22 protein-coding genes are annotated in these 23224 nt (G+C 49.9%); 5 read left to right on the top strand and 17 right to left on the bottom strand.

Annotated elements, in window-relative coordinates; genetic code table 11:
- Positions 1-354 precede the first annotated feature (354 nt).
- The 5 genes from B153_RS0106480 to B153_RS0106460 all read right to left on the bottom strand — a co-directional run bounded on the left by B153_RS0106480 (position 355) and on the right by B153_RS0106460 (position 8981).
- Positions 355-2127, bottom strand: a complete 1773-nt coding sequence (locus B153_RS0106480; protein WP_020595876.1) for a hypothetical protein — start codon at positions 2125-2127, stop codon at positions 355-357.
- Between the two features lie 88 nt (positions 2128-2215).
- Positions 2216-3835 carry a RagB/SusD family nutrient uptake outer membrane protein gene (locus B153_RS0106475; protein WP_020595875.1) on the bottom strand — a complete coding sequence of 540 codons (1620 nt, stop codon included), beginning with the start codon at positions 3833-3835 and terminating at the stop codon, positions 2216-2218.
- Positions 3836-3853: 18 nt separating this feature from the next.
- Entirely contained in the window at positions 3854-7273 is a 3420-nt protein-coding gene (locus tag B153_RS0106470; RefSeq protein WP_020595874.1) for a SusC/RagA family TonB-linked outer membrane protein, read from the bottom strand.
- A 23-nt stretch (positions 7274-7296) separates the two neighbouring features.
- Positions 7297-8298, bottom strand: a complete 1002-nt coding sequence (locus B153_RS0106465) for a FecR family protein (RefSeq protein ID WP_020595873.1) — start codon at positions 8296-8298, stop codon at positions 7297-7299.
- Between the two features lie 35 nt (positions 8299-8333).
- Complete coding sequence (locus tag B153_RS0106460) at positions 8334-8981, bottom strand: RNA polymerase sigma-70 factor (RefSeq protein ID WP_020595872.1); 648 nt, start codon at positions 8979-8981, stop codon at positions 8334-8336.
- A 247-nt stretch (positions 8982-9228) separates the two neighbouring features.
- Between B153_RS0106460 and B153_RS0106455 the strand changes: the two genes are divergently transcribed.
- The 3 genes from B153_RS0106455 to B153_RS0106445 all read left to right on the top strand — a co-directional run bounded on the left by B153_RS0106455 (position 9229) and on the right by B153_RS0106445 (position 12058).
- A complete protein-coding gene (locus B153_RS0106455) occupies positions 9229-10074 on the top strand; it encodes an outer membrane beta-barrel protein (protein ID WP_020595871.1) in 846 nt (281 codons plus the stop codon).
- A 116-nt stretch (positions 10075-10190) separates the two neighbouring features.
- Entirely contained in the window at positions 10191-11351 is a 1161-nt protein-coding gene (gene solA, locus B153_RS0106450; protein ID WP_020595870.1) for an N-methyl-L-tryptophan oxidase, read from the top strand.
- A 119-nt stretch (positions 11352-11470) separates the two neighbouring features.
- Positions 11471-12058, top strand: a complete 588-nt coding sequence (locus tag B153_RS0106445) for a methyltransferase family protein (RefSeq protein WP_040760951.1) — start codon at positions 11471-11473, stop codon at positions 12056-12058.
- 109 nt (positions 12059-12167) lie between these two features.
- Here B153_RS0106445 and B153_RS0106440 read toward each other — a convergent pair whose 3' ends face one another.
- From B153_RS0106440 to B153_RS0106385, 12 genes are all read right to left on the bottom strand, one after another.
- On the bottom strand, positions 12168-12977 hold the full coding sequence (locus B153_RS0106440) for an MbnP family protein (RefSeq protein ID WP_020595868.1): 810 nt from the start codon (positions 12975-12977) through the stop codon (positions 12168-12170).
- A gap of 6 nt (positions 12978-12983) precedes the next feature.
- Positions 12984-13895, bottom strand: a complete 912-nt coding sequence (locus tag B153_RS0106435; RefSeq protein ID WP_020595867.1) for a hypothetical protein — start codon at positions 13893-13895, stop codon at positions 12984-12986.
- A 27-nt stretch (positions 13896-13922) separates the two neighbouring features.
- On the bottom strand, positions 13923-14975 hold the full coding sequence (locus B153_RS0106430) for a cytochrome-c peroxidase (protein WP_086010203.1): 1053 nt from the start codon (positions 14973-14975) through the stop codon (positions 13923-13925).
- A gap of 58 nt (positions 14976-15033) precedes the next feature.
- Positions 15034-15864 carry an MbnP family protein gene (locus tag B153_RS0106425; protein ID WP_020595865.1) on the bottom strand — a complete coding sequence of 277 codons (831 nt, stop codon included), beginning with the start codon at positions 15862-15864 and terminating at the stop codon, positions 15034-15036.
- A 223-nt stretch (positions 15865-16087) separates the two neighbouring features.
- A complete protein-coding gene (locus B153_RS0106420) occupies positions 16088-16495 on the bottom strand; it encodes a hypothetical protein (RefSeq protein WP_425423142.1) in 408 nt (135 codons plus the stop codon).
- 92 nt (positions 16496-16587) lie between these two features.
- A complete protein-coding gene (locus B153_RS0106415; protein WP_020595863.1) occupies positions 16588-18909 on the bottom strand; it encodes a TonB-dependent receptor in 2322 nt (773 codons plus the stop codon).
- A gap of 75 nt (positions 18910-18984) precedes the next feature.
- Positions 18985-19905 carry a DJ-1/PfpI family protein gene (locus B153_RS36520; RefSeq protein WP_020595862.1) on the bottom strand — a complete coding sequence of 307 codons (921 nt, stop codon included), beginning with the start codon at positions 19903-19905 and terminating at the stop codon, positions 18985-18987.
- Between the two features lie 10 nt (positions 19906-19915).
- Complete coding sequence (locus B153_RS0106405) at positions 19916-20104, bottom strand: hypothetical protein (protein ID WP_020595861.1); 189 nt, start codon at positions 20102-20104, stop codon at positions 19916-19918.
- Positions 20105-20152: 48 nt separating this feature from the next.
- Positions 20153-20539 carry a PepSY-associated TM helix domain-containing protein gene (locus B153_RS0106400; protein WP_245564838.1) on the bottom strand — a complete coding sequence of 129 codons (387 nt, stop codon included), beginning with the start codon at positions 20537-20539 and terminating at the stop codon, positions 20153-20155.
- 24 nt (positions 20540-20563) lie between these two features.
- Positions 20564-21205 carry an SCO family protein gene (locus tag B153_RS0106395; protein WP_020595859.1) on the bottom strand — a complete coding sequence of 214 codons (642 nt, stop codon included), beginning with the start codon at positions 21203-21205 and terminating at the stop codon, positions 20564-20566.
- A gap of 2 nt (positions 21206-21207) precedes the next feature.
- Entirely contained in the window at positions 21208-21639 is a 432-nt protein-coding gene (locus B153_RS0106390; RefSeq protein WP_020595858.1) for a hypothetical protein, read from the bottom strand.
- Between the two features lie 212 nt (positions 21640-21851).
- A complete protein-coding gene (locus B153_RS0106385) occupies positions 21852-22226 on the bottom strand; it encodes a hypothetical protein (RefSeq protein WP_020595857.1) in 375 nt (124 codons plus the stop codon).
- A gap of 174 nt (positions 22227-22400) precedes the next feature.
- Here B153_RS0106385 and B153_RS0106380 point away from each other — a divergent pair, with 174 nt between their 5' ends.
- Together B153_RS0106380 and B153_RS0106375 are read left to right on the top strand one after the other, a co-directional pair.
- Positions 22401-22781 (top strand): MerC domain-containing protein, encoded by a 381-nt coding sequence (locus B153_RS0106380; RefSeq protein ID WP_020595856.1) that lies wholly within the window; start codon positions 22401-22403, stop codon positions 22779-22781.
- Positions 22782-22786: 5 nt separating this feature from the next.
- A complete protein-coding gene (locus B153_RS0106375; protein WP_020595855.1) occupies positions 22787-23224 on the top strand; it encodes a hypothetical protein in 438 nt (145 codons plus the stop codon).

Genomic DNA, 23224 nt, shown 5'->3' with positions numbered 1-23224 from the left:
TATACAACATTAGTTCAGTTATAACGCACTATAACGGACAAGAGTTTGGCTATGACATCAAATCATGCAGCAAAAATGCAGGAGATCGAGTCCATGATTAGGGTTTTCAACCCAGCCCAACTAAACCTAAGTCAACTTCTGCTACAAGCAGTATGCGACTAACTGGACCGCGGTGGCAGGCCACTTGACAGTTATTAAAAATCAATCGTCTCAAAAATACCTGAGTTTATGAGGCTTTTGTAAGGTCTATAACTTTACATTTTTGCTTTTTTAGGCACGAATGTAAGATTTACCCTATTTGTTTGGCTAGGCCCAACTTTCTTATACTCCTTAACACTGTTAACCAACTCTATTTTAATCAATTGCAATAGTATGCACAAACGGGGTCAACCCTGTCAGATAAACGTGCATTCCAGCCGTACGCAGGTTCCCGAAATGGGACGAATAGAGTTCCCCTTCCAGCCCGGTTGTTTTACCATGCTGATACACGCCAGGCCCGAACTGAATGGTATCAGCACCCACACTGTACTGTCCTACCCCACTTTTCAGAAAGAAGTTGTCTGTCGATCCATCCTGTGGTGAAACACCGGTCAGCACCCCACCTTCTTTAAAACAAAGTTCCAGGGTTACCCGTACACCTGCTTCACTGGCTACCCGAATGGTCAATTCATTCTTCCCATTCGTTTCGCGAACGGTAAGGGTAGTTTCCAGTGCTTTGATGTTGCTTTGGGGGCGGTGACTAAAGTCCATCTTGTTCCAGAAACGCCCGTCGGTACTGGGCGAAAGGGTGTAATCGCCATTGGCTTTCCGATACTGAGCGGGTAAGGGCTGATAATAGGGGGCCTCGATTTTCTGGTGCAGGATGTATCGGCCTGCCTCCTGCCGGATTCCTTGGCTATGAAAATAGCCCGTGTTGAAAAAATCGGTCGACAGGCGCATGTATTTCAAGATGGCAGCCCCTTTTCGAAAACTGAAAAAATTCGGACTGTTCGACCGACCCGATGCAATTATGATCGGAAAATCTGTCCCGCCAAAGAGCGTCGTCGTCGTATCGGACCGCCGGATACGAACCAGATTGGTGTGCTTGTAGAAAACCTCAAAATGAACCGACGGAGGCCTGGGCGTCGGCAACGGCTTTTTATACAGTGGTTCCTCCAGAAAAGTAACCAGCAAGTCGTTGAGTACCCGATCGGCGAAGCCAGGTAAGGACTCTATGTACCGGGTAATGGCCGCCCATACGGGTTGGTTATCCAGAATAGCCATAAACCGATACGCATGGTAAAAATAAAGGATATCAATGGGAGCAAACTGATCCTGCCGCCGGGAATCGACCGTAACCAGCTCCCCGTTGGGTTCGCAGTGAATATATACTAATTCAAGGTTTTTGCGAACGGGGCCGAACAGGGAAGGCATAGGCAGCAGATGAGCCATTGTAATCAGCGCCCGGTCGATCACAACCGAGTAGTTCATACTTCGCTCAAGGTAATTCCCCTCATCGTCACAATAAGCGCCTTCAGCCAGCCATTCATGAATCCGTTTCACATAGCCAGGGTTGGGATACAACGCATTGATTTTCGCCAGCGCGGCCGACACTACCCAACGATGGTTGGGGGTGTGTACGCCCCCTGTTCGAAGCGCTTCCCCTGCCTTCACGATAAACGCCTTTAACTGCGCCTTTACCTCATTGAGCGAATCCCGTTCGTTGAGTTTCAGAATCGTAGCGGCCGCAGTAAGGGGTTCCAGAATAAACGCGGTATCGGGTGGCGAGGCCAGGTTGCCCAGGTCCAGGGTTCCATCTGCATGTTGGGCTTTTAGCAAAAACCGAATAATCTTCGACATGGCCCCCACCAGTTCGTCGTTCTGATAAAACGAAGAGGTAGGTTCACAATAGGCGGCTGCCAGATTAGCCAGATCATAGCCAGCCCGTCGGCGAACCTCGATCATTTCGGCGGGTAAGCTTTTTAACAGTTTACCAACTTCCTGCTCATTAGCAGCTACAACTGTTTTGAAAAAATCGTCGTTCCGCTGCTCTTCAGCCCAGGCTGTAACAGGTGCAGACGACAAGCTTGCCAACGCACCAAAGCCCAGGCATTGCTGGATAAATAGTTTCCTCGAAATCGTTTCCATAACGGGGTATGACAAACTGATTGAATTGTTGAACGAATAGTGGCTAAACCAATTACTCATTCAACAACTCAATCAGTCAGCAATTCTACTAATAACCGGGATTCTGTGTCAGGGCGGGGTTTACGGTAAATGCAGTGGTTGGTATGGGAAAAATTCGCCGGCTGGCATTGGCATCGGTCTTGAACCCCCACTTGCCCTCATATTTCCCAAACCGTATCATATCGTTCCGGTGCCAGGTTTCAGAAACAAACTCCCGGCACCGTTCGGCATAAATGTCGTTGAGGGTCACACTCGACAAGGCGGGCGAAGTGGTTCGGTTGGCCCGTAACTGATTCACCAGTGAGAGGGCCGTTTGGCCCAGTGTGGGCGTCCCTCCCCGCAAAATCGCTTCTGCCTTCATCAAAATAATATCCGAATAGCGGAATACCGGCACATCATTATTCTGGTTCCGGGAGGTCGACGAAGCATCGGGGTAGAATTTGATATTTCGGTAACCCATATTCCAGGCAACTTCATCATTGCCCAGATCGAACGTAGCTACGTCCTGACGCAACACAATATCCGGGGTCAGGTTTACCTGGTAGGTATAGGCGGCACTCCCATCGGAGCCTGAGTAGAACTGGTCGTATCCTTTTTTGGTCGTCGTTACCGTAATGGGGGTTACACCGTCATTCATGTACTGAGGTCCCGTAAGCCACTGACCATTTCGAATGTCGTTGGGATCATTGAAGTTTGCATAAAATTCAGGCAGGGTACTTTCGGGGGCGCTGGGCGTAAACGGCAGGCTAAATTTTTTCGCTTCTGAACGGGGTACGTCGTATCGGGCGTGATACATCATCCCATTGGTTCCCGACATAGCCGAAGCCGCCGGATCATAAGGAATCGCGAAGATAAACTCTTTCATCTGAGGCCCATTGTTGGGGTAGAACATCTGGAGGTACGACGCCCTGGGTTCCAGCGCATACAGTCCCGAATTGATCACGCTGTCGCAGGCTACTATACAATCGCTGTAGCGCTGAGTGCCCGTATAATACTCGGCATTCAAATACATTTTGGCCAGCAGGGAAAAGCCCGTAAACTTGTTGGCCCGCCCGTAAACACTCTGCCCTGTTGCCCGACTCAGATACGGCATCGCATTTTTCACCTCCTTCTCAATAAATGAAAAGACCTGAGCACGCGGCACGTTTGGATGCGGAGAAAAATCGCCGTAGGTCGTATCGATAGGGACGTTGCCGTACAGATCCATCATCATGAAATAGGCCAGAGCCCGCACCATTTTCAACTCGGCTAAATTCGTCGGCTTTACCGCTGCTGACGCTGGAATGGTCTTATCCAGGATTGACAGGGCCTGATTCGTAGTCCCAATGACCGTCGAGAGCCAGCTCCAGGCACTATTTGTCCAGCCATGGTCTTTCGTCCAGTCGTGGTAATGCAGCATCCGATAATTCTGGTTATCGTACCAGTTCCCCCCCCGTGCCGGCAGGATAGCCTCATCGGTGCTAAGGGTTTGCATGAACCAGTAATCGAGCGAAAAATTACCACGCAGAGCGGCATAAGGAGGTCCTGAAGCCTGAATAAACTGTGTAGAGTTCTGGGGGAATATATCAGGGGTCAATTCGGTATTGACGGGTACATTCAGGTCATGGCAGGCCGTTGTCAGGTAGACCAACAACGCCAGCAACACGCCGGGAACAGCTATTTTTTTCATCGATTTTTCGAGTAAGGTTTAGAATGACACGTTTACGCCCACCAGAATGGTGCGGGTTTTAGGATAGAAGTTGTTCGAATCGATACCCGGCGCAATACCGCCCTGGTTGACCTCAGGATCGATTCCCTTATAGCTCGTGATGACGAATGCGTTGTTCACCGTAGCGTAAACCCGAAGATTTTTTAGGTATTCGCCCAGTTTCTTGAAGTTATAACCCAGTGTAGCATTGTCCAGGCGTACATAACTCCCATCTTCAATGAAGCGGGTCGAGTATTTGTAGGCATTCACATCGGTGGGCGACTCATTCGCTACATCGACCAGAATGTTGGTAAACTGAGCAGTGCTGGGCCGGAACAGATCGGCCCGGGTGGCATTGAAAATCTTGTTCCCAAATACGCCCCGGAAGAACAGGTTGAAATCGAAGTTACCATACCGGAGCGAGTTCGTCCAGCCAACCAGCAGCTTCGGTTGTGGGCTACCAGCGTAGTGATAATCGGTCCCAATAATGGGCGTAGTGGTCAGGCTACCATTCCGGGCTACATATTGCGAAACTCCTTTATCATTTTTACCAGCGTATTCCAGCGTAAAGAATTCACCCAGTGGCATCCCCGCCTTCAAAATCTGCAATGTACTTCCCGTTTGTCCCGCTCCTTCTGGCGATGTGGTTCGTGTCGAGTCGCCCCCGACAAAAAGAGGGTTTGTCAGGCTGGTGATTTTGTTGGTGTTATGCGCCAGGTTCAGTCCGGTAGTCCAGCTAAAGTTCGTTGTCCGAACCGGGGTGGCACTCAAACTAAGTTCAATTCCTTTGTTGCTCATATTACCTCCGTTGGCAATGATGCTGCCAACAGGAACCAGAATAGGATCGACACGGTAGGAGTAAATCATGCCGGTAGTGGTTTTGTCATACCATTCCAGTGTACCGCTCAGTTTTCCTTTCAACACCGTAAAATCCAGACCGATGTTGGAGGTTGCCGTCCGCTCCCACTTCAGATCGGGGTTGGCCGCCTGCGTAGGTCCATAGGCCGATGTTTGGACTCCATTGTAATAATACGTTCCGAGACTTCCGGAAATGAACTGGGCCGTGTACGCATTGAAACCCGACGAGTTACCCGTTACACCATAGCTGGCCCGTAGTTTGAGGTCATTGAACAGGCTCTGCTTCTGCATAAATCCTTCCTGACCGATCCGCCAGGCCACCCCTACTGCCGGGAAATACCCCCATTGGTTGTTGGCCCCGAATACGGAGCTTCCATCCCGTCGAATCGACCCCTGAATCAGGTACTTATCCTTGTAGTTGTAATTCAGACGGACAAAGTCGGAGATCAGGCGGGTTTCCTGATAAATGCCATCAGCTCCAAAATTGATCCGATAACTCGGCACCGCATAGGGATTACTGAGTGCGAAGTTGTTATAGCCAATGTTGTCGACCGGAAAATTGGTACTGGAAGTCTGAAACCCATCGCCCGATACAGCCCCCTGCCAGGAGTAGCCAAGCACGGCATTGATGGTATGATCGCCAATCGATTTATCCCAGGTCAGGAACGTTTCCAGGACCTTTCGGGTCGTCTGGTAGGTATTTCGCAGGGCCGAACCATTGGTACCAAAGTTCAGCAACCCGTGTACGGCCGGAGGATCAGGGTTATTGTAGAAGTTGGCACTGTTGTATTGGGTGAAATAGCTATCGTAGGCTTCCCCATGCAGTGAGGTATTGTTCTGATACGACAGATTCAGGTCGTACGTCAGGCCGAAGGGCAGGTTCACGTGTGTATTCAGCGATCCGACCAGGTTATTGTATTTGGTATTATCCTTGGCGTGATTGATGATAGCCACCGGGTTGAAATAGCCCGTGTTCTGAAAATTTTCGTAGTAGCTGCCGTCGGGATTCGTAACGGGCGATACAGGCAGGTGGTTGATCATCTGCAGCAGCACATTGTTCCGTAAGGGGGTATTATTGGCATTACTGGATGAGTTAGTCACGTTGAGGCTAAATCGAATCCGGTCGTTGAGGGCATACTGATCCACCGACAGCCGGGCTATGACCCGATTCAGCGAGCTCCCCTGCAATATACCCTGCTTATCGAGGTAGTTGATGCTCGCGCTGTAAGTGCTGTGTTCCGTTCCACCACTGATCGATAGATTGTGGTTCTGCGAAACGGCGGAGCTTTTTTCGACCGCTTCCTGCCAGTTGGTATTCGCCCCTTTATCGTCGGTGGGCGAAAACGACTGGCCATTTTTGGTCAGAAAATCCCGCAACTGGGCGGCATCCATCATGTGCAATTTGCTGGATACGTTTTCAATACCGGCATAGCCACTGTAGTTTACCACCATCTGCCCTTTTTTGCCCCGTTTGGTCGTCACCATGATTACCCCATTGGCCGCCCGGTTTCCATAAATAGCCGTAGCAGCCGCATCCTTCAGGACATCGATCGACGCAATATCGTCGGGCGCAATGATGGAAATATCAGCCCCCGGCACCCCATCGATCACATAGAATGGCCCCTGCGAACTGTTGATGGTCGAGGCTCCCCGCAGGACTACAGCCGCCGGAGCGTTGGGGTCACCACTGGCCGAAATATTCAGGCCAGGTACTTTTCCCTGCAACAACTGCCCTACATCGCTGATGGCTCCCCGGTTCAGTTCTTCCGGTTTGATGGTACTGATGGCGCTGGTCAGGTTTTTTCGCGACTGCGTACCGTAGCCCACGACAACCACTTCATTCAGCGATTTTTCGTCGGCCAGTAAGCGCACTTGAATAGCGATCTGGTTGCCCACACGAATTTCCTGCGGCTGGTAGCCGACAAAACTGAATACCAGAACAGCGGAGTTGTCGGGCACTGATACCCGAAAAGCGCCTTGCCCATCGGTGGTAGTTCCCCTCGAGGTTCCTTTCACAACCACGTTCACTCCGGGCAGGACCTCCCCTTTCGCATCCCGTACGGTTCCGGTTACGACCTGGTCGGCTGCTACAAGGCTTTTCACTTCAGCAACGGCCAAGGCTTTTACGTCGGGTTCAGCAGTAAGCGTGGCTGGAAGCGATTCCGGCTCCAGACTGGCCGAGGTGGTAGCGGCCGATGTCGTTTTCGGTTTGCCCGACTTCCCGGTCTGTATCAGATAGGCATCTTTCTTGACTTTTTTGTACCGCAGGCCAAGCGGTTGCAGCAGTTGCTTCAACTCCACTTCTACTGATCGGCTGAATTCGGGCACAGGTGCCATGTAGCCTTCTATCGCTTTATCTTCGAAGAGCAGATCGACCTGATAGGCTTTCTTGAGTTGTACAAGTACATCTTTGAGCGGCAATGATGTCGATGACTGAGGCTTTTGCAGCGACATCCCGTTGGTCTTTTGATACCGCCTTGCCAGCACCTGCCCCGAAGCAGGCCAGATCTGTGTGGCGAACAGCAACACAACAAAGGGCTTAATCAGTAACGTGTTTTGCATTGTAGGAGAAATTTAAAATCGGATCAAGGAGTGAGGGGTTCTTTAAACAGAATCTGATTGCCTTTCTGGCTAACCGAAATGTCCAGCAGGTCGGCAATTACCTGGCTCAATTCGGCGGCTGTTCGGGTGCTGAATGTACCCGACACCGTACGTTCGGCCAGGGCTGTGTCGGCTATTTGGACATGCATACCATAGTTCTCTTCCAGCAGTTTGGCAATTTCGGCCAGGGCTGTCTGATCGAACTCGAAACGATGCTCCTGCCAGGCCACATAGGCATCCGGGCGCGTCAGGTGTTTCATCGACCAGAATCCCGACGAGTCAAGGCTGACCAGGTCGCCCGGTTTTAATGTGATATGCCGGGCCGTTGGATGTTGTGTGCGGACAATCTCTACTTTTCCCCGTTGCAGCACTACTTTGGCCCCGCGTGGACGAGAGAACACATTGAATTCGGTCCCCAGCACAACTACATCAAGATCATGATCGGTACTGACCACAAACCGAGCATGGTTTTTGAGATGCTGCACGGCAAAACTGGCCTCACCCGTCAGAAAAACGCGCCGTTCCTTATCACCAAAGCCAAATCGTGGGTACCGTAATGACGAATTGGCATTGAGGGTAACCACGCTGCCTTCGGGCAGAACAATTTTTCGGATCTCCCCGTAGGTTGTCGTCTCCGAACGATAGCGTATATACGTACGACTAACATACAATGCACTCATCAGGACAAGCCCGGCTACTACGGCAGCCCACTGCCAGGGCGAAAAAAATCGGCGGGTCGACTGGCCGGCCAAATGGCCCTGAAAAGGCGGCTGCTCGGTCAGCAATTTCTTCAGTGATTTCTCCAGAGGGGCTTCCACGTCCACGGCATATTGCGGATTCTGGAGTTCCCATTCCTCCAGCCATTCATAGTACAGCTCCTGATTCGTCGGATCTTCGAGCCACTCAGCGATCATTCGATGCTGAAGGGGTGTAACTCGATCTGCGAAATGCTCGAAGATCAGTTGTTTGTTGACAGGGATATTCATGCGGTTTTCAACAGGTATGTACAGCTTTATTAAGGTCAGAGCAGTAGGCCACTGAGCGCCAGTAGACCGAAAAGGGTAAACAGGGCAGTCCGTAGTTGATTGAGTGCTTTTGAAATATGCATTTCGACCGCTTTCACCGAAATTGACAATTCATCGGCTATTTCCCGGTGCTTTTTATTTTCGAATCGGCTCATCAGAAAAACGCGCTGACACTGTGGAGGCAACGCTTTAATAACGGCCTGTACTTTTGTGTACAATTCGGTGAATAACAGAATCTGCTGAGGGTCTTCCGGTTCGGTTACATCGATCAGTTGATCGGTGGTGGGTTGGTTCGTTAGTTCATCGCGCAGATGATTATAAATTCGGTTTCGTAACGACCGGAACAGATACGCACGCATAGACGTAGTAATGTGCAGATGCATCTGCCCTTTCCAGAATGCCGTGAACACTTCGGACACCAGATCTTCGGCCTGCTCTTTCGACTGAACAAATCGCACAGCATGATTACAGAGGGGCCGATAATAGCGTCGGAACAATAATTCATATCCTTCGCGAATGCTCCGCTCAAAAGCTTGCCGGATAAACACCTCCGAATCGACCACTCGGCTTTCATTGCTGCCAGCTTCGGTACCCATCAGGGGTTTACCGCGATAATCAGGATAAAGAGACTGGGTCTGGCTCATAGTACGAGGTTATTACTTACGAAGACACAAAAGGCAGTTGACACCCTATCTCCCTGCTCAAAATAATTTCACTTTATGAGGAAAAAGTTGAACCAGCAAATGGGCTGTTTACCCGTACGAACCCTTCGAACAGTTTGTTGCATTCCGCATCTGGTTCGGTTAGAGGGTCAAAATAGTTAGCACTAACTATATTTTGCCTGATGGCGTTGGGGGAACTTTAAGTAAACAAATGCTACCTCTTACGACCATGAAAAACATTGCATTTTTACTGTTTATCGGAATTTTACCCAACGTAGTATGGGGCCAGTTACTGGGACCGGAGATCCCCCAACGCCCCTCTACAGATTTAGATCGAAAAATCGATACCTTCCTGCAAGCCTCCATCGACATGGTCAGGCAAAAGTTGCTCAATCCTTCCTATGCGGGGACACCCTATGCCGCTACAGCACCAACGCCGGGCGATGTGCTGGCCCTGAATCTAGCCATACAGTTTCACAACCAGGGATTGGTCAACCAGATCATCCATTACTATACCCCCAGCACGAGCCAACATGTTAAGCCCGCCGATCCCAGTACGCTTCTAGCCACGAACGATCCCCGGACCGGCCCTACAGTACCACCCGATAAAGCCCCGTTTCTCAGCCATGTATCATTACTGTACGGCGTACAACTGATTGGCAAAGGCAGCAAAACAACCTACAAGTCGGGTACATCGACTACCCGGATGACGTATCTGGAAATCCCGGCCTATATGCTCTATAACCACGATTTACCCAGCAACAAAGGTCGCCTATTTGGCGGAGTTGGTTTCTACCTGGCTTATGGATTATGGGGTACCATTAAAGACTCCGACAACACCCCTTCTGTCTCGGCTTTCGATAAAAACCTGGGCTACAAGCGTTTCGATGCCGGATTGGCTTTCACGGGCGGTTATCAATTGCCGCAGGGTCTTCGTCTCAGTATAGCCTACGAGCTGGGCTTAGTGAATATCGACCCATTTGCGGGAGCATATGATAAGCTCAAAAATCGGGCGTTAAGCCTTAATGTGGCCTACTCGCTTCATAAAGTAACAGCCCTTGCTAAAAAGAAATAGCCCCCGATAAACCGCAACGACGCGAAACTGTCAGGTACCAGCACCGGTGTCTTTCCTGACAGTTTCGCGTCGTTGCGGTTTATTTTACTATTTTGGGAGTAATTACCTCCCGACGTATGCACTACGATGCTATTGTTATCGGTTTAGGAGCCATGGGCAGTGCTACGCTCTACCAGCTCTCCAAACAAACCCCTCACATTCTGGGCATTGACCAGTTCGACCCTCCGCATACACTCGGCTCTACGCATGGTGATACGCGCATCACCCGGCAGGCCATTTGCGAAGGGCTGCATTTTGTACCCCTTACGCTACGCTCGTACCAGATCTGGCGCGAACTGGAAACACAATCGGGTCAAGACCTACTTACCATTACGGGTGGGTTGTTTGTTGGTCAGCCCCACTCTACTGTTCAAACCCGTAATAAACCAGGCTGGTTAACCACTACCCTTCAGGCCGCCGAACAGTTTGGCATTGCGCATCGCCTATTGGATACGGACACCCTCCGGCAGGAATTTCCGCAATTTCGGTACGCGCCAAACGATATAGGATATTACGAACCCGAAGCGGGCTTTTTACATCCTGAGTGGTGCATCCGTGTTCAACTGGAACAGGCCCGGAAGGCAGGCGCATCGATCCACACCCATGAGCGTATGATCGCATTCCAGCCAACAGCCTCTGGCGTAACCGTCCAAACCAATAAAGGTCAGTATCAGGCCCGAAAATTGATTCTAACGACGGGGGCATGGGTGCTGGAATCGCTCCGCCCGACACCCTTTCGGAATGTATTACGGGTTTATCGTCAGGTGCTTTACTGGTTTTCTATAGACGGTGACTACAAGCTGTATACACCTGACAAAATGCCCATCTTCATTCTGAATGATCGGGGTATCTACGGTTTCCCAGCTATAAATGGACCAACTGGCGGCCTCAAAGTGGCTACGGAAACGTATGAATCCCCCACCGCTCCCGACACCGTGAACCGGAGCATCAGCCAGGCCGAAACACAACGAATGTATACGCAATTTGTTGACCCAAATCTTCAGGGCATTGGGCCCACCTGCGTAAAATCTGTCGTTTGCCTCTACACCATGACTCCCAATGGGGATTTCATCATCGACCAGCATCCTGACTATGCCCATGTTTTACTGGCTTCTGCCTGTTCCGGACACGGTTTTAAGCATTCGGCAGCCGTTGGGCAGATTCTGGCAGAGTTGGCCTTAGCAGGAAAAACGGAGTTCGACATCAGCTCCTTTCGGTTTAGTGCGTTTTCGGTTTAGCCAGTATGCATCGTCCTGCCCGCTTAAACCGTTTTGCATCAAAAAAGTCTTTTGACTATTTTTCCATACAAGCCTTGTTTGTGCTCATTGTTCAATTCAGTATCCTGTCGCATTCGGTTATGCATTACGTTTTGATCCTGGTAAGTTGGTTTATGTTTGGCCTGATCCACAGCCTGACGGCCAGCTCATGGCTCAAACAAACAGCCGCTTCCAGACTGGGAAAGCTCAATCGCTACTATCGGTTGCTTTATAACGGCATCGCGCTGATTACCTTTCTGCCGGTTCTCTGGCTGCATTGGGTGGCCCCGGTCGACTACATTAGCACCTGGCAAGGCACACCACTGATCGGTACGTCTGTCACAGTCCTGGGCATTGGGATTGCGCTGATTGCCCTATGGGGATATGATCTGGCTGAATTTGTTGGGTGGGCTTCTGAGGGTCAACAGGAAGCCGCGCCAGCGTTACGGCAGACGGGCTTGCTACAATACGTTCGGCATCCTCTTTATACGGGCATTATTTTGAGTTTGCTGGGCATCTGGATTAGCCAACCTACCTGGTCTACTTCAATTCTGGTACTAGCTGCAACGTTTTACATTCGGGTTGGGATTCATTTTGAAGAGCAAAAACTAGTGGATACCTTCGGTGACAGCTATAAAACCTACCGCCAGCGGGTGCCAATGCTCTTTCCCCGTTTCACTTCTCGCTAAAGTCCGGGCATCATATACGTTACACGACGCGGTAACTGCCAAAACAGAAGCTGCAAGAGGCCGTTGATGCCATCGTACAGGCACCTGTTCTGGCAATTACCGAATCACCTCACTGATTTTGCATATCCTTATACCGAATCATGCCCGTGTAGTTATTCGCAATATTGGTTGAATAATCCTCAAACATCACCGACGAATGCTGGGCAATGCGTAAGGTTGTCGAGCCATTAAATACGTTTAGCACATCCGCAATCAGGTTGATTCGGGGCTTGTTCGATGCCGCTATCTGGGCTGTATTTCCATTAAACGGAATCGTAACCGTACGGAGGTTGTTGATCGTTTTCTTGCCGTTGTACCCACCGCCAAAGCCCCCAATATGATAGAAAAACAGGTTATTTTGTGATGCAGGCGCGGCTGCCGACGTGCCTTCCAGCTTTAGAAAAATATATCCTGAGTTCCACTCCCAATACATAGCCTCATGCGTTCCCAGCCCCGGGTCAAGTACCCCTGTACGCTGGCTAATATCGGCCAGACTTCGCAGACTATCCACGCCAATCAAAAACGAAATCCCCGTATACATACCTCCCGGAATGCCTGTCAGCGTAAAGGATTGGGATGCGGGCTTATCCTCCTGAATTAGAAAGTAGTTATTAGCCTGAGGCAGAACATAGTCAGTACCATCGGCCTTGATAAGTCGGAAATTACTGACGAAATAATTGAATTTGGTGACCGTAAACGGCTCACCTGCCGCATTCTGATAGGTAACTGTCCCCAGGGCCAAATCCTGATTTCCAACCACATTATCAAATCGTAAGGTGAGCGATCCCGTTTCAGCGGTACCAACCTCGTTCTGGCAGGCCAAAAATGCACCTACCCCCAAACTAACCAATATAAACAGAAGCAAAAGCCTGGAGCGCATAGCTAATCAGAATAAAAAGGTGATATGAGTCGTCAATTGTGCGTTGGCGCGCAGTTCGCCATCTGATAAATACTGCGATATCGGTTGCCGGTAGCTAATGCCCAGCGATAACTTGTTCAGGTACACTTCCGTCCCCAGGTTTAGGTAGGCAGCATATCCACCCGTTTGTTTATTCATTACCTTATCACGAACATCGTGCCCCGCCTGTTCTACAAACAGACCGGCATTGGGCATAATCGATCGACGGTTTAGGCTGGTCAGGTAAAAAACCGACGCCGACGAATTGAATCGATTACCAAATCGGTAACCGTTCGGATTGGTTGTTGTCATGCGGTACGAGAGGTCGGCATTCAACCCCCAATTTTTGTAGCGAGCCGTGTAGATTACATTGGCAATCCAGTCGACACTACCCGTTCCAAGCTGAAAATTCGGATTAGCAACATCCAGAAGGCTGTTTTCATCATACCGAAAACGCCCCGTTGGCAACTTCGTCCCACCCCCAATGAGCAGGTTATGGTTTACAGCATGGACAATCGAATCGTCCATAAACGTGTTCAGCACATTGTAATGCGCCAATACAGTTATATCGCTTAGGCCACGAAGCGGGGTTACATCACCCGATTTGAGCAGGGTTTGCTGGCTAAACTGATACGGAACAAAGGCCATCACCTGAACCCGACGGGCCGGATAAAACCGTCCCCAGAGTTCGGCCGTTCGGAACTGCTCCTGACTGCTTAGATTCAGGCTGTTCAAATGCGAGTTATACGAGTTGTATCGGTATCGAATTCCCAGAAATCCCCGATGCCCCTGTGGTAAAATCCCAAAAAAGGAACCTCCGTTGCTACAGCCGCAGAGATCACAGGCCAGCGTTGGTACAGCCAGCAGGGTTAACAACCCGAAAAAGAGATATTTTGTCATAGGGCATAGCCTTTAGTTGGTCAATAATCACTGAACAGCAAACCGAGGGTCGCGCAGAAACTGATCGTCGGTAAGCGTTTTCAGGAAAGCGATGATCTGTCGTTTTTCATCCGCAGTAAGTGCAATACCCAGTCGGACCTGTCCTGATTTATCTGTCTGCATGAGCAATGGGTCCAGGTTTTCGGTTCGCTGCACGTTTTCGGCATAGTGATCCAGTACGGCTTCGAGCGAATAAAATCGCCCGTCGTGCATGTAGGGCAACGTTTTTTCGACATTCCGTAAACTCGGCACCTTAAACGTGTACCGATCTTCGGGAAGCTCGGTAACGTGTGCCCGCCCTTCGTCTTTACTCCCCTGAATGAACAGTCCGTTATTGCGGAAACGGTTATCTGTAAACAACTCCCCGGTATGGCACCCGCTGCATTTGGTCCGAAAAGCCGTAAGCCCCGCTTGTTCATCATCGGTCAGGGTACCACCCGGTTCTTTCCGAACCCACTTATCGTAACGCGAATTGCCCGACACCATCGTCAGCATAAACTGCGACAGAGCCTGTAAGAAACGCGGGCCGTTGATCTCATCACTCCCAAAAGCGGCCTTGAATAAGGACGGATACCTGGCGCTTGCCCGAAGCTTGCTGATCACATTCGTTGTTTTTTCGTCCATTTCCACCGGATTTTCGATAGGGGCAATCGGCACTAAATCCAAACTATGTACCCCGCCGTCCCAGAAGAAATCCGATGCCCACGCTAGGTTCTGAATCGGTAGCGCGTTGCGGGTACCCACCTGATTGTCAATACCATGACTAACATCGTGCTGATGATGGGTGAACGCATACGCCTGGTTATGACACTCCGCGCAGGAAATCGACCCATCGCGGGAAAGTATCCCATCGTAAAACAACGCCTTGCCCAGGGCCACACCAGCCACCGTTGGCCGATTCTGATCCAGGGCATAAATCGGTTGCGGGAAATTGGCAGGTTGTTGAAACAGTTGTTCAGGCTGGGCCTCCTGATCGGTCGAATGACAGGCCATCAACCCAAGCACCAGGCCAGCTCCCCCCAATCCCCTTTTTAGGTTCATTCGCATGTTCATAAGCCAGAACAGGCTCCAGCTGATAAAGCTGGAGCCCTACGCAGTACTATTGCTTGTCGTTGTGTACGTGATCGACCTGGAACATCGTCTTGTAATTATCCGCAATGGGTGTAGCGGCAGCAGGCATATGCACACTATTGGTTGTAGCCAGGCTGATCTTGTTGGGTCCATTAAAAATTGTCAACGCATCCACAAACAGATGAATCTCAGGCGCAATATTTCCGCGAACCGTGGCTTTCGTTGTCATCGGAACCGTAACCGTTCGCAGGTTATTGACCGTTTTGGCAGAGCCGTTCCAGCCACCACCATATCCGCCCACATGCATGGCAAAACTCTGACTGGCGCTTACGGTAGCTGGCACGGCGGTTGAAGTACCTTCTATTTTCAGAAAGATGTACCCCGAGTTCCACGACCAATACATGCCATCGGTGCCGTATCCGGTCACATCGAGCGCCCCCACTCGTTCGCTTACGGGCGATACGCTTTTGGCGCTATCGACCCCTACCATAAACGACATCTCGCTATAATTGCCCGAGGGCACATCCTTTAGCGTAATCACCTGCGAAGCCGCATCAGCCTGACGAACCAGAAAATACTGATTCGGGAATTTCTGGACAGTTCCGTCTTCTTTTTTGAGCGATATATTACTGATGAAGTAATTGAGCGTCGTGAGGGCAAATGGTTCGCCCGCTGCATTTTTATAGGCCGGGGTTCCCAACACCAGTTTCTGATCGCCCACCCGGTTTTCAAATTGAATGGAGACCGAGTTTTTGACGGCAGGGTCAATAACATCTACGTCGTCCTTTTTACAGGAAATAACCGAAATACTGGCAATCAGAACTGAAACAATGAGTTGATATGAAAAATGAATACGCATGATTGTGTTGAAACGGTCAAGTCGTGTCCTGCACAGTTTCGTCCATACGCTTACACGCTACAGGCATAAGCCAGTTGCTCAAGCCTGTTTATGCCTGTACGATACGGAACCTAATACGGACCGAATGACCTGTAAATGAGTGAATTGTAAAAAAAATAATATCCTCAGCCAACTAGCCGTTAGCGCATAAAGCTGCCGTCTTGTTTAGCTGTAAAGCCCGCAATTAGCAGGCGGTGCCGGGCGGCTGAAAAACGGCCGGAAGCGGAGCCGAATAGGTTGCCAGTTGGTAATCAAATACTGAGTTCATGCCAGTAACGGCCGCCACAGGTTCACAAGCAAACCTGAACACATCGATACAGAACAGTTGAATGGACGGGGTATTCTGCACACGCTCGGAAGTTTCCCGGTCCTGCTGATCCTGCTGGGCTTTCAGACGGCGTGCCAGGTAGCATTTACCATCACAGTGCATCTGGGGCTTATCCCGATTTTCGCACAACACACGGGCAATGTACTCTTTGTTAAGCTGATAATGCGCAATGATCCCCCACGGACTTATCGTCGGCAGAAACGTAGCGATCAGCACTAGATAAAGAATAAATGTCCGCATTCGCTGGCTCGAAAACTCTTTCAAAAATAAACAGAAGAAGGCGCTACTTCGCAAAAAAAGAAAGGAGTAAAAAACGTTGAAAATATCGAATCGAAATGCCGCAATAGCCAATAGACTCAGAATTTTCCGGTCATGGTTACGCCCAGCATACGAGGGAGCCCCATCATATAGCTGCCATACCCATACGCCATGTAGCGCACATCTCCCAGGTTGCGAACCCACAGGGCGACATCGAAATGGTTGCTGGTAACGCCAGCCCGAGCATTGACCATACCATATGCGGCCTGCTGATAGGCATTGACAAAATCCAGTTGGTATTCACTGATGTAGCGGAATTCCCCTCTCACAAAAGCTCTGACCCGTTGAGCCGAGTTCGTAAACGGCACGCCATACTGAACCGCCAGCATCGACTGCAAGGCCGGATTGTTAATGGCTTTGTTGCCCTTATAATCTTTGACCGCATTGGTTTCGGCATCAAACAGTTGTAATTTTTTGTAGTCGCTGTGCGAGGTGCTGGCCGTCCAGTCGATCTGCAAATTTTTGACAGGCAGGGCCGATACTTCCAGTTCCAGACCTGAATTGTTCATATCGCCCACATTCAGCGTGGCATAGTTTATCCCATCTCGGGAGGTGGATACCTGCTGGTCTTTCTGTTGAAAGAAAAACGCTGTCAGATTCAGTTTCAAGCGGTTATTGAAGAGCGTGTTTTTGATGCCCACTTCATAGTTATCTGATTTTTCTGGATCGTAGGTGGGATTGGCCGTGTTGCCAAAATTAAATCCGCCGACCCGGAAGCCTTTGGCATACGACGCGTAGATCATGGACATAGGTGTTACTTTATAACTCCAAATAACTTTAGGCGTAAAGGCGTTAAAGGTCTTTTTTGCCGTACTATCTGGCGAAAGGGTCGTAACTACATTGTCTTTTTCAAACAAAGCATTTTGCGTTAGCTCCCGACGCTCGACATCATACCTGGCCCCAACCGTTACATCAAACACTGGCGTGATGGAATAGGCCGCCTGCCCAAAGAATGCCACCCCATACCCATTTCGTTTGCCATTGGCAATGGACGCATAGGGCGCATTCGGATCGAGAGCCGCATAATCGGAGTCGAAATAGGTCGTGCTGCCATTCTTTATTTTTTCGCCGAATAAGTAAGCACCTGCCGTCCATTTCCATCGACCCGCATTGGCTGGCGACGAAAAGCGTAATTCCTGCGTGAGTTCATTTTGTTTAGTCCAGGTCGTAAAGCTAATTAACTGGGCGGGGCTAAAATCAAAGTCAAATCGGCCCGGCAGCCAGATATGATAATCGACAAAGGCTGTGATGGAGGTAAAATTGAAATTCCGGCCGTAATATTTTGCCGCTACCGATGTGTTGAAATTGGTTCGGCGTTCGGTATTGTCCCAGTTGCCAAAAACCGTATACGGATTGGCCCGGGCCGCGCTATCGGTAGCCGCCCAGGGGTAAGCCCCTTTGTCGTTATCATTTTCGTATCGGGTGTTCCAGTCGATTGTCCAGCCATCCGATACCAGATATTTCAGGTTCAGGTTACCACTATAGGCGTTATGGTGGTCAACATATTTGGTCTCCGGGGTTAGATTTGAATACACTGCCCCCCGATTGTTGGACTGAAAACCAGCGTTCACAAACAATTTATCCTTGATGAGGGGGGCGTTGAATCCCACGCTATACCGCTGCTGACCGTAATTGCCTAAGTCTATTTCGGCGAACCCGCTGGTTTTGTTGGTCGGTCGTTTGGTAATTACGTTGAGCACACCACTGTAGGCATTTCGGCCATAGAGCGTGCCTTGCGGTCCCCGTAGGATTTCAATTCGTTCGATGTTGCTGAAATTGAAGGGAGCCGAAAAATAATCAAACTGATAGACCCCATCCACATAGGTAGCGACGGACTGATCGTTGGCAAACCCCATCGCCCCCCGAATATTCAGAAAATTGGAACCAGTACTATTACCGTGTTCTACAACGAACGTACTGGGCGCCAGGGCGGTGAGGTCGCTGATGGTCCAGACCCGGTACTCTTCCAATTGTCTGGTGTTCAGCGACGTAACGGCCAGGGGCGTATTTTGCAGCCGTTCTTCAGTTTTGTCAGCCGTGACAACCACTTCACTCAAGGCATTGGTATTATCCGTTAAGGTAATCTCCACTGTCTGCGACTGATCGGCCACGGTGACGGGTTGAATTTTGGTGGCATACCCAACGGCACTGATCTGTAATTGGTATTTCCCTCGGTTCAAATTCAGTGAAAAATCACCGTTTTTATCGGCTGTCGTTCCGTTGGAACTATTCAACACCGAAACGTTGGCAAAACCAACCGCTTCGCCGGAGCCGGATTTAATTTTCCCGTTTATCGTTTGGGCAAAACTGCTGATTGTCAACAGGAAAAGCAGTATAGGTAAGCTATTTTTGATAGACATATCAAGATTTGGGGTTACATCAACACGGTCTGGTTTTATGAAGGACAAATCAGACCGTGTTGACCGACTTAGAATTTAGTGCTTCAGGTAGGCTGTGGGTTCTTTCCTGAATCGCTCTTTACATAGCTTTGAACAGAACCCATACGTTTTACCCATGTAGCGAGCTGTATCAGCCACCAATCCGTCTACCGACATCTGGCAAACCGGGTCAATGGATGAGGTTAGTTTTAATTCCGTCGATTTGCTAGCTATTGGCTTTTTTACTATCGCTGGTTTGGTAATGATGGCCCTGGCTTTCCCCTTTGATTGATGTCTTGTCTGGCCGACCACCAGCCCGGCCTGCGGGTCCCACTTGTCGTATTCCATTATCCGGGCAATCCGCTGGGCGGCCTCCATACCTTTCAGTCGGGCTACTACGTGCAGTGCCCCGTCAATACCTGCCGAAACCCCCGCCGTCGTGATCAGTGATCCCTGATCCACGAACCGTGTATGCTCCAAAACGGTAGCCTTTGGGGTCATTTGTTTGAGCATTTGGGTAGCCGCCCAGTGTGTCGTAATCCGTTTACCGTCCAATAGGCCCGCTTTCCCGAGCAGAAACGTGCCCGTACACACCGACATCGTCAGGTTACGGCCTTCGGTCGTCCGCCTAATCCAGTCCACGACGCTACTATCCTGCATGACCTCCTCCATACGCCCACCAGGTACTACTAGAATGTCGGCTTTGGGTGCTGTTGACAGGGTATATTCAGGAACAACCGTGAGCATCTTCTGCATAATGGTCATGGGGCCCGATTGGGCGGCTACAGTATATACCTTAGCGCCTTCCATATGATTAAACACTTCAAGTGGCCCGGCAAAATCGAGCAACTCAACGCCTGGGTAAAGCAAGATGGCGATCCGTGTCGTATCACTGTTTATCCGGGCTTGTGCCCGAGCGGAAAGCCCGGATAAACTAATCAGCAAAAGACTGATAATAAGTCGATTAATCTCTTTCATGGGATTTGATTTAATAATGAATAAGTGGCCAGAGACGAACAAGTAAATCGCCAATCCCCAGCAACAGGGTAAAATGAATAAGCACGAGTACAGCCCAGATGACAGCCCTCTCTTTTACTACTGGCTTCGATTCGGGCAACGTGACGCCTGTATTGGCCAGTAACTGGTATAAATCGTGACGAGTCGGTAAGGTATTCATCGTAAATTGTCTTTCTTCAGCCCTTAATCGGTTTACGGGAACTCACTTTCATCGATGCCGACCGAGTTTGCCTCCGCGTAGAATGACCCCGGTATATGGATCGAACGTAATTAGCCCCAGATCGTACGTAAACAACTGGACATCATTCAGATAAAGCCGAAAATCATAAGCCTCTGACTGTCCGGCACCAGGGTTGAGCCAGGCAATCCCATCCAGATTCGGATAACGTTCGATAATCGTCTGGTAGCACCGCGATACTGGATTAGCCAGACTTTGATCGGTTGGCTTTACGGTCAATACATTCCGGTTCGCCAATTGATCCAGTTCATGCCGGAATACCGGCACCGCCCCGCTCAGCCCAAGAAGTAGCAGAAAGATGCCCGTAATTAGCCCTAGCCAGCTATTGACCGTAAACAAACGACGTGTTCGTTTCATAGACATATAATACATTATCCGTCACTACTCATATGCCTGTCGGAGTACTTGAATATCCCGGATCAGCTTATGGGTGCCTTCTGGTGTTGTGCCATCGTACATGCCGCGAATGTGTTTCTCTTTATCAATCAGCACAAACGCACCACTGTGGATGTAGCCACCTGGTGCTTTAGGGTCTTTTCCGGCCGTTACCAGATAGTGATTCTCACCGATGTCGTAAATTTTCTCGCGGTCGCCCGTCACAAATTGCCACACGGTATCGGTTACGCCCAGTTCCTGAGCATACTGCTTCAGTACAGCCGGGGTATCATGCTCGGGATCGATGGTATGCGACAGTATCCTGACATCAGGGCTATCCTGGTAGGCTTTATACACCACCAGCATATTTCTCTTCATAATCGGGCAAATGGTTGGGCAGGTCACAAAGAAGAAGTCGGCCACATAGATTTTCCCGTCGAAATCCTGTTGGGTTACCGTTTTACCGTATTGATTGGTGAACGAAAAGGCCGGAATGGCTGGATAATCCCGTACGGTTACCGTTTTGCCATCTACCCGTTTGGTCACGGTTTCGGGTTCACCGATATACGGCAATGTTTCGGTCGTCAGGCTACATCGACATAAGCCGATCAATACCAAAAAGTGTATGCTGGCGCTAATGAGTTTCATCGCTATTTCAGATACGCTTTAGCATCGTCGATGCTTTTGCGCATCAACTGACTCATCGCCCTGACACGTTGCTGCTGATCTTTCAGATAGGCCAATGCCTGATCTTCACGAAGTTTGGTCAGCGTATCACCATCATACGTGTGCATCCAGTCCATCATTGACGCATCGGCTTTGTCCAGCGCTGCCTTTACCGCGCGTAGCTGCTCTTTCTGCCGTCGAGCTTCAGAGGAAGTGGGTTCTTTCTCCAATTCACTCAACTGCTCTATTACCTGTTTTTTAAGTTCAATCAGGTCACTCATAGCTGGCATGACGCTATCGTGAACGGCCAGAATCTGTTTTTCGAGATCAGCTACGGCCTGCGGTTTTGCCGAGATTTGGCCCGTTGAATCCGGCTGATCAACGGTTTCAGTAGATGATTTTGATTGGCAGGCCATACAAAATAGGACGGCCAATAGAGTTATACTCCGTTTCATGGAATTCATAAAGAAGAAAATGGAAGCTCCTGGCCACTGAACGGTCAGGGAAGCTATGGAGACTAAACGAAATGAATAGGCCTATCCAGCCGATAAGACCGCTCAATAGATCGACAGCTACAGACAGGACGATCCTGTCGGGACTATCGACTGGAAATGATGAATGGGCTCAATCAGGCACAAGGTGGCCGGAGAAGGCCGTGGACTGGAGCAGCGTAAACGCTCAGCAGATACGTAAACACCTGGTGTTGCGCAGGCGCTACTGGCGTAGCAAAGGTGAAGGCCTGATAAGATTCGTAATAGAGCTGGATGAGTGAGCTATGCTGAACTCGCTCTGACGTCTCTTTATCCTGTTTGTCCTGTTGTGCTTTTAGCCGTTTAGCCAGGTAGCATTTACCATCACAGTGCATCTGGGGCTTGTCCCGATTTTCGCACAGTACACGGGCAATGTACTCTTTATTAAGCTGATAATGCGCAATAATACCCCACGAGCTGATGCTGGGCAGCAGCACGGCCAATGTGAGTATATAAATCAGCACAGAGCGCATAGAGCCGCAAAGGTAGCCTGAAAACGGTTCTATACAAACTTGCCCGCGCTCACGCCAACAAACAGAATGCAACAAAGTTGCAAAATAAACCCATCTTCTGTTGCCAACCCCATTTACATGCCTATATTTGCAACACTGTTGCATTTATAACCCCCTTTAATTTTCAACCTCCCTATGAAATCGATCCCCGCATTTTCTCAACGGGCCGACTGGATGGGCATTACCGGATCAGTCCTCTGCATCATACATTGTCTGATTACGCCTGTTGCGGTCATGACGTCTACCTTACTTCAACACGATACGCTCCGACTAGGCTTTCTTAGCCTCGACTATCTGTTTATCGGGATCAATATCCTGGCCGTGTGGTCAGCCACCCGCCATACATCGCACCAGATCGAGATGGCCCTTTGGAGTCTCCTGGTCCTGTTTGCGGCAGGTCTTCTGCTGGAGGAAATCCATGAATCGTTTGCGTATCTGGCGTATACCGCATCCATTGGTCTGGTAATCAGCCATCTGCTGAATATTCGTTACTGCCGAACTCATCATGTTCACTGACAAGCATGAAGGCGATCCTCCTGGTTGTGGGCCTATTGCTTGGCGCCCCTCTCCACCCTATTACCGAACCGGCGGCTGTCGACTGGGAACAGCTGCGTGATGTACAGTTCAAGAAGAAGTGGTATCCCGAAGAAGGGGTCGTAATGCTATACCCACATTTTGGCAATTCGGTAAAAGCCCTGGCGGGTAAACCCATTCGTATTTCTGGCTATGTGCTCCCTATTGATTTGGAACGAGGTATTTACGTTGTTTCCCGATTTCCGATGGCCGCCTGTTTTTTCTGCGGAGCCGCTGGCCCCGAATCAATCATTGCGCTCAAATTCAAACGCTTACCCTACAAATTCAAAACCGACGAGCGCCGAACGTTTTCAGGCACCCTCCGGCTCAATGCCGACAACCTATACGAGTTAAACTACATTCTGGAGAATGCCGAACTACAGTAA

Source organism: Spirosoma panaciterrae DSM 21099 (assembly GCF_000374025.1).
GTDB lineage: Bacteria > Bacteroidota > Bacteroidia > Cytophagales > Spirosomataceae > Spirosoma > Spirosoma panaciterrae.
Note: the sequence above shows the minus strand (reverse complement) of the source record. Positions and strands in the feature narration are given on the sequence as shown.

What these genes read in the sequence shown, in the direction of transcription:
- B153_RS0106480 (WP_020595876.1), bottom strand. Translation starts at nt 2,127, where the DNA reads ATGGAAACGATTTCGAGGAAACTATTTATCCAGCAATGCCTGGGCTTT.
- B153_RS0106475 (WP_020595875.1), bottom strand. Translation starts at nt 3,835, where the DNA reads ATGAAAAAAATAGCTGTTCCCGGCGTGTTGCTGGCGTTGTTGGTCTAC.
- B153_RS0106470 (WP_020595874.1), bottom strand. Translation starts at nt 7,273, where the DNA reads ATGCAAAACACGTTACTGATTAAGCCCTTTGTTGTGTTGCTGTTCGCC.
- B153_RS0106465 (WP_020595873.1), bottom strand. Translation starts at nt 8,298, where the DNA reads ATGAATATCCCTGTCAACAAACAACTGATCTTCGAGCATTTCGCAGAT.
- B153_RS0106460 (WP_020595872.1), bottom strand. Translation starts at nt 8,981, where the DNA reads ATGAGCCAGACCCAGTCTCTTTATCCTGATTATCGCGGTAAACCCCTG.
- B153_RS0106455 (WP_020595871.1), top strand. Translation starts at nt 9,229, where the DNA reads ATGAAAAACATTGCATTTTTACTGTTTATCGGAATTTTACCCAACGTA.
- solA (WP_020595870.1), top strand. Translation starts at nt 10,191, where the DNA reads ATGCACTACGATGCTATTGTTATCGGTTTAGGAGCCATGGGCAGTGCT.
- B153_RS0106445 (WP_040760951.1), top strand. Translation starts at nt 11,471, where the DNA reads ATGCATTACGTTTTGATCCTGGTAAGTTGGTTTATGTTTGGCCTGATC.
- B153_RS0106440 (WP_020595868.1), bottom strand. Translation starts at nt 12,977, where the DNA reads ATGCGCTCCAGGCTTTTGCTTCTGTTTATATTGGTTAGTTTGGGGGTA.
- B153_RS0106435 (WP_020595867.1), bottom strand. Translation starts at nt 13,895, where the DNA reads ATGACAAAATATCTCTTTTTCGGGTTGTTAACCCTGCTGGCTGTACCA.
- B153_RS0106430 (WP_086010203.1), bottom strand. Translation starts at nt 14,975, where the DNA reads ATGAACCTAAAAAGGGGATTGGGGGGAGCTGGCCTGGTGCTTGGGTTG.
- B153_RS0106425 (WP_020595865.1), bottom strand. Translation starts at nt 15,864, where the DNA reads ATGCGTATTCATTTTTCATATCAACTCATTGTTTCAGTTCTGATTGCC.
- B153_RS0106415 (WP_020595863.1), bottom strand. Translation starts at nt 18,909, where the DNA reads ATGTCTATCAAAAATAGCTTACCTATACTGCTTTTCCTGTTGACAATC.
- B153_RS36520 (WP_020595862.1), bottom strand. Translation starts at nt 19,905, where the DNA reads ATGAAAGAGATTAATCGACTTATTATCAGTCTTTTGCTGATTAGTTTA.
- B153_RS0106405 (WP_020595861.1), bottom strand. Translation starts at nt 20,104, where the DNA reads ATGAATACCTTACCGACTCGTCACGATTTATACCAGTTACTGGCCAAT.
- B153_RS0106400 (WP_245564838.1), bottom strand. Translation starts at nt 20,539, where the DNA reads ATGAAACGAACACGTCGTTTGTTTACGGTCAATAGCTGGCTAGGGCTA.
- B153_RS0106395 (WP_020595859.1), bottom strand. Translation starts at nt 21,205, where the DNA reads ATGAAACTCATTAGCGCCAGCATACACTTTTTGGTATTGATCGGCTTA.
- B153_RS0106390 (WP_020595858.1), bottom strand. Translation starts at nt 21,639, where the DNA reads ATGGCCTGCCAATCAAAATCATCTACTGAAACCGTTGATCAGCCGGAT.
- B153_RS0106385 (WP_020595857.1), bottom strand. Translation starts at nt 22,226, where the DNA reads ATGCGCTCTGTGCTGATTTATATACTCACATTGGCCGTGCTGCTGCCC.
- B153_RS0106380 (WP_020595856.1), top strand. Translation starts at nt 22,401, where the DNA reads ATGAAATCGATCCCCGCATTTTCTCAACGGGCCGACTGGATGGGCATT.
- B153_RS0106375 (WP_020595855.1), top strand. Translation starts at nt 22,787, where the DNA reads ATGAAGGCGATCCTCCTGGTTGTGGGCCTATTGCTTGGCGCCCCTCTC.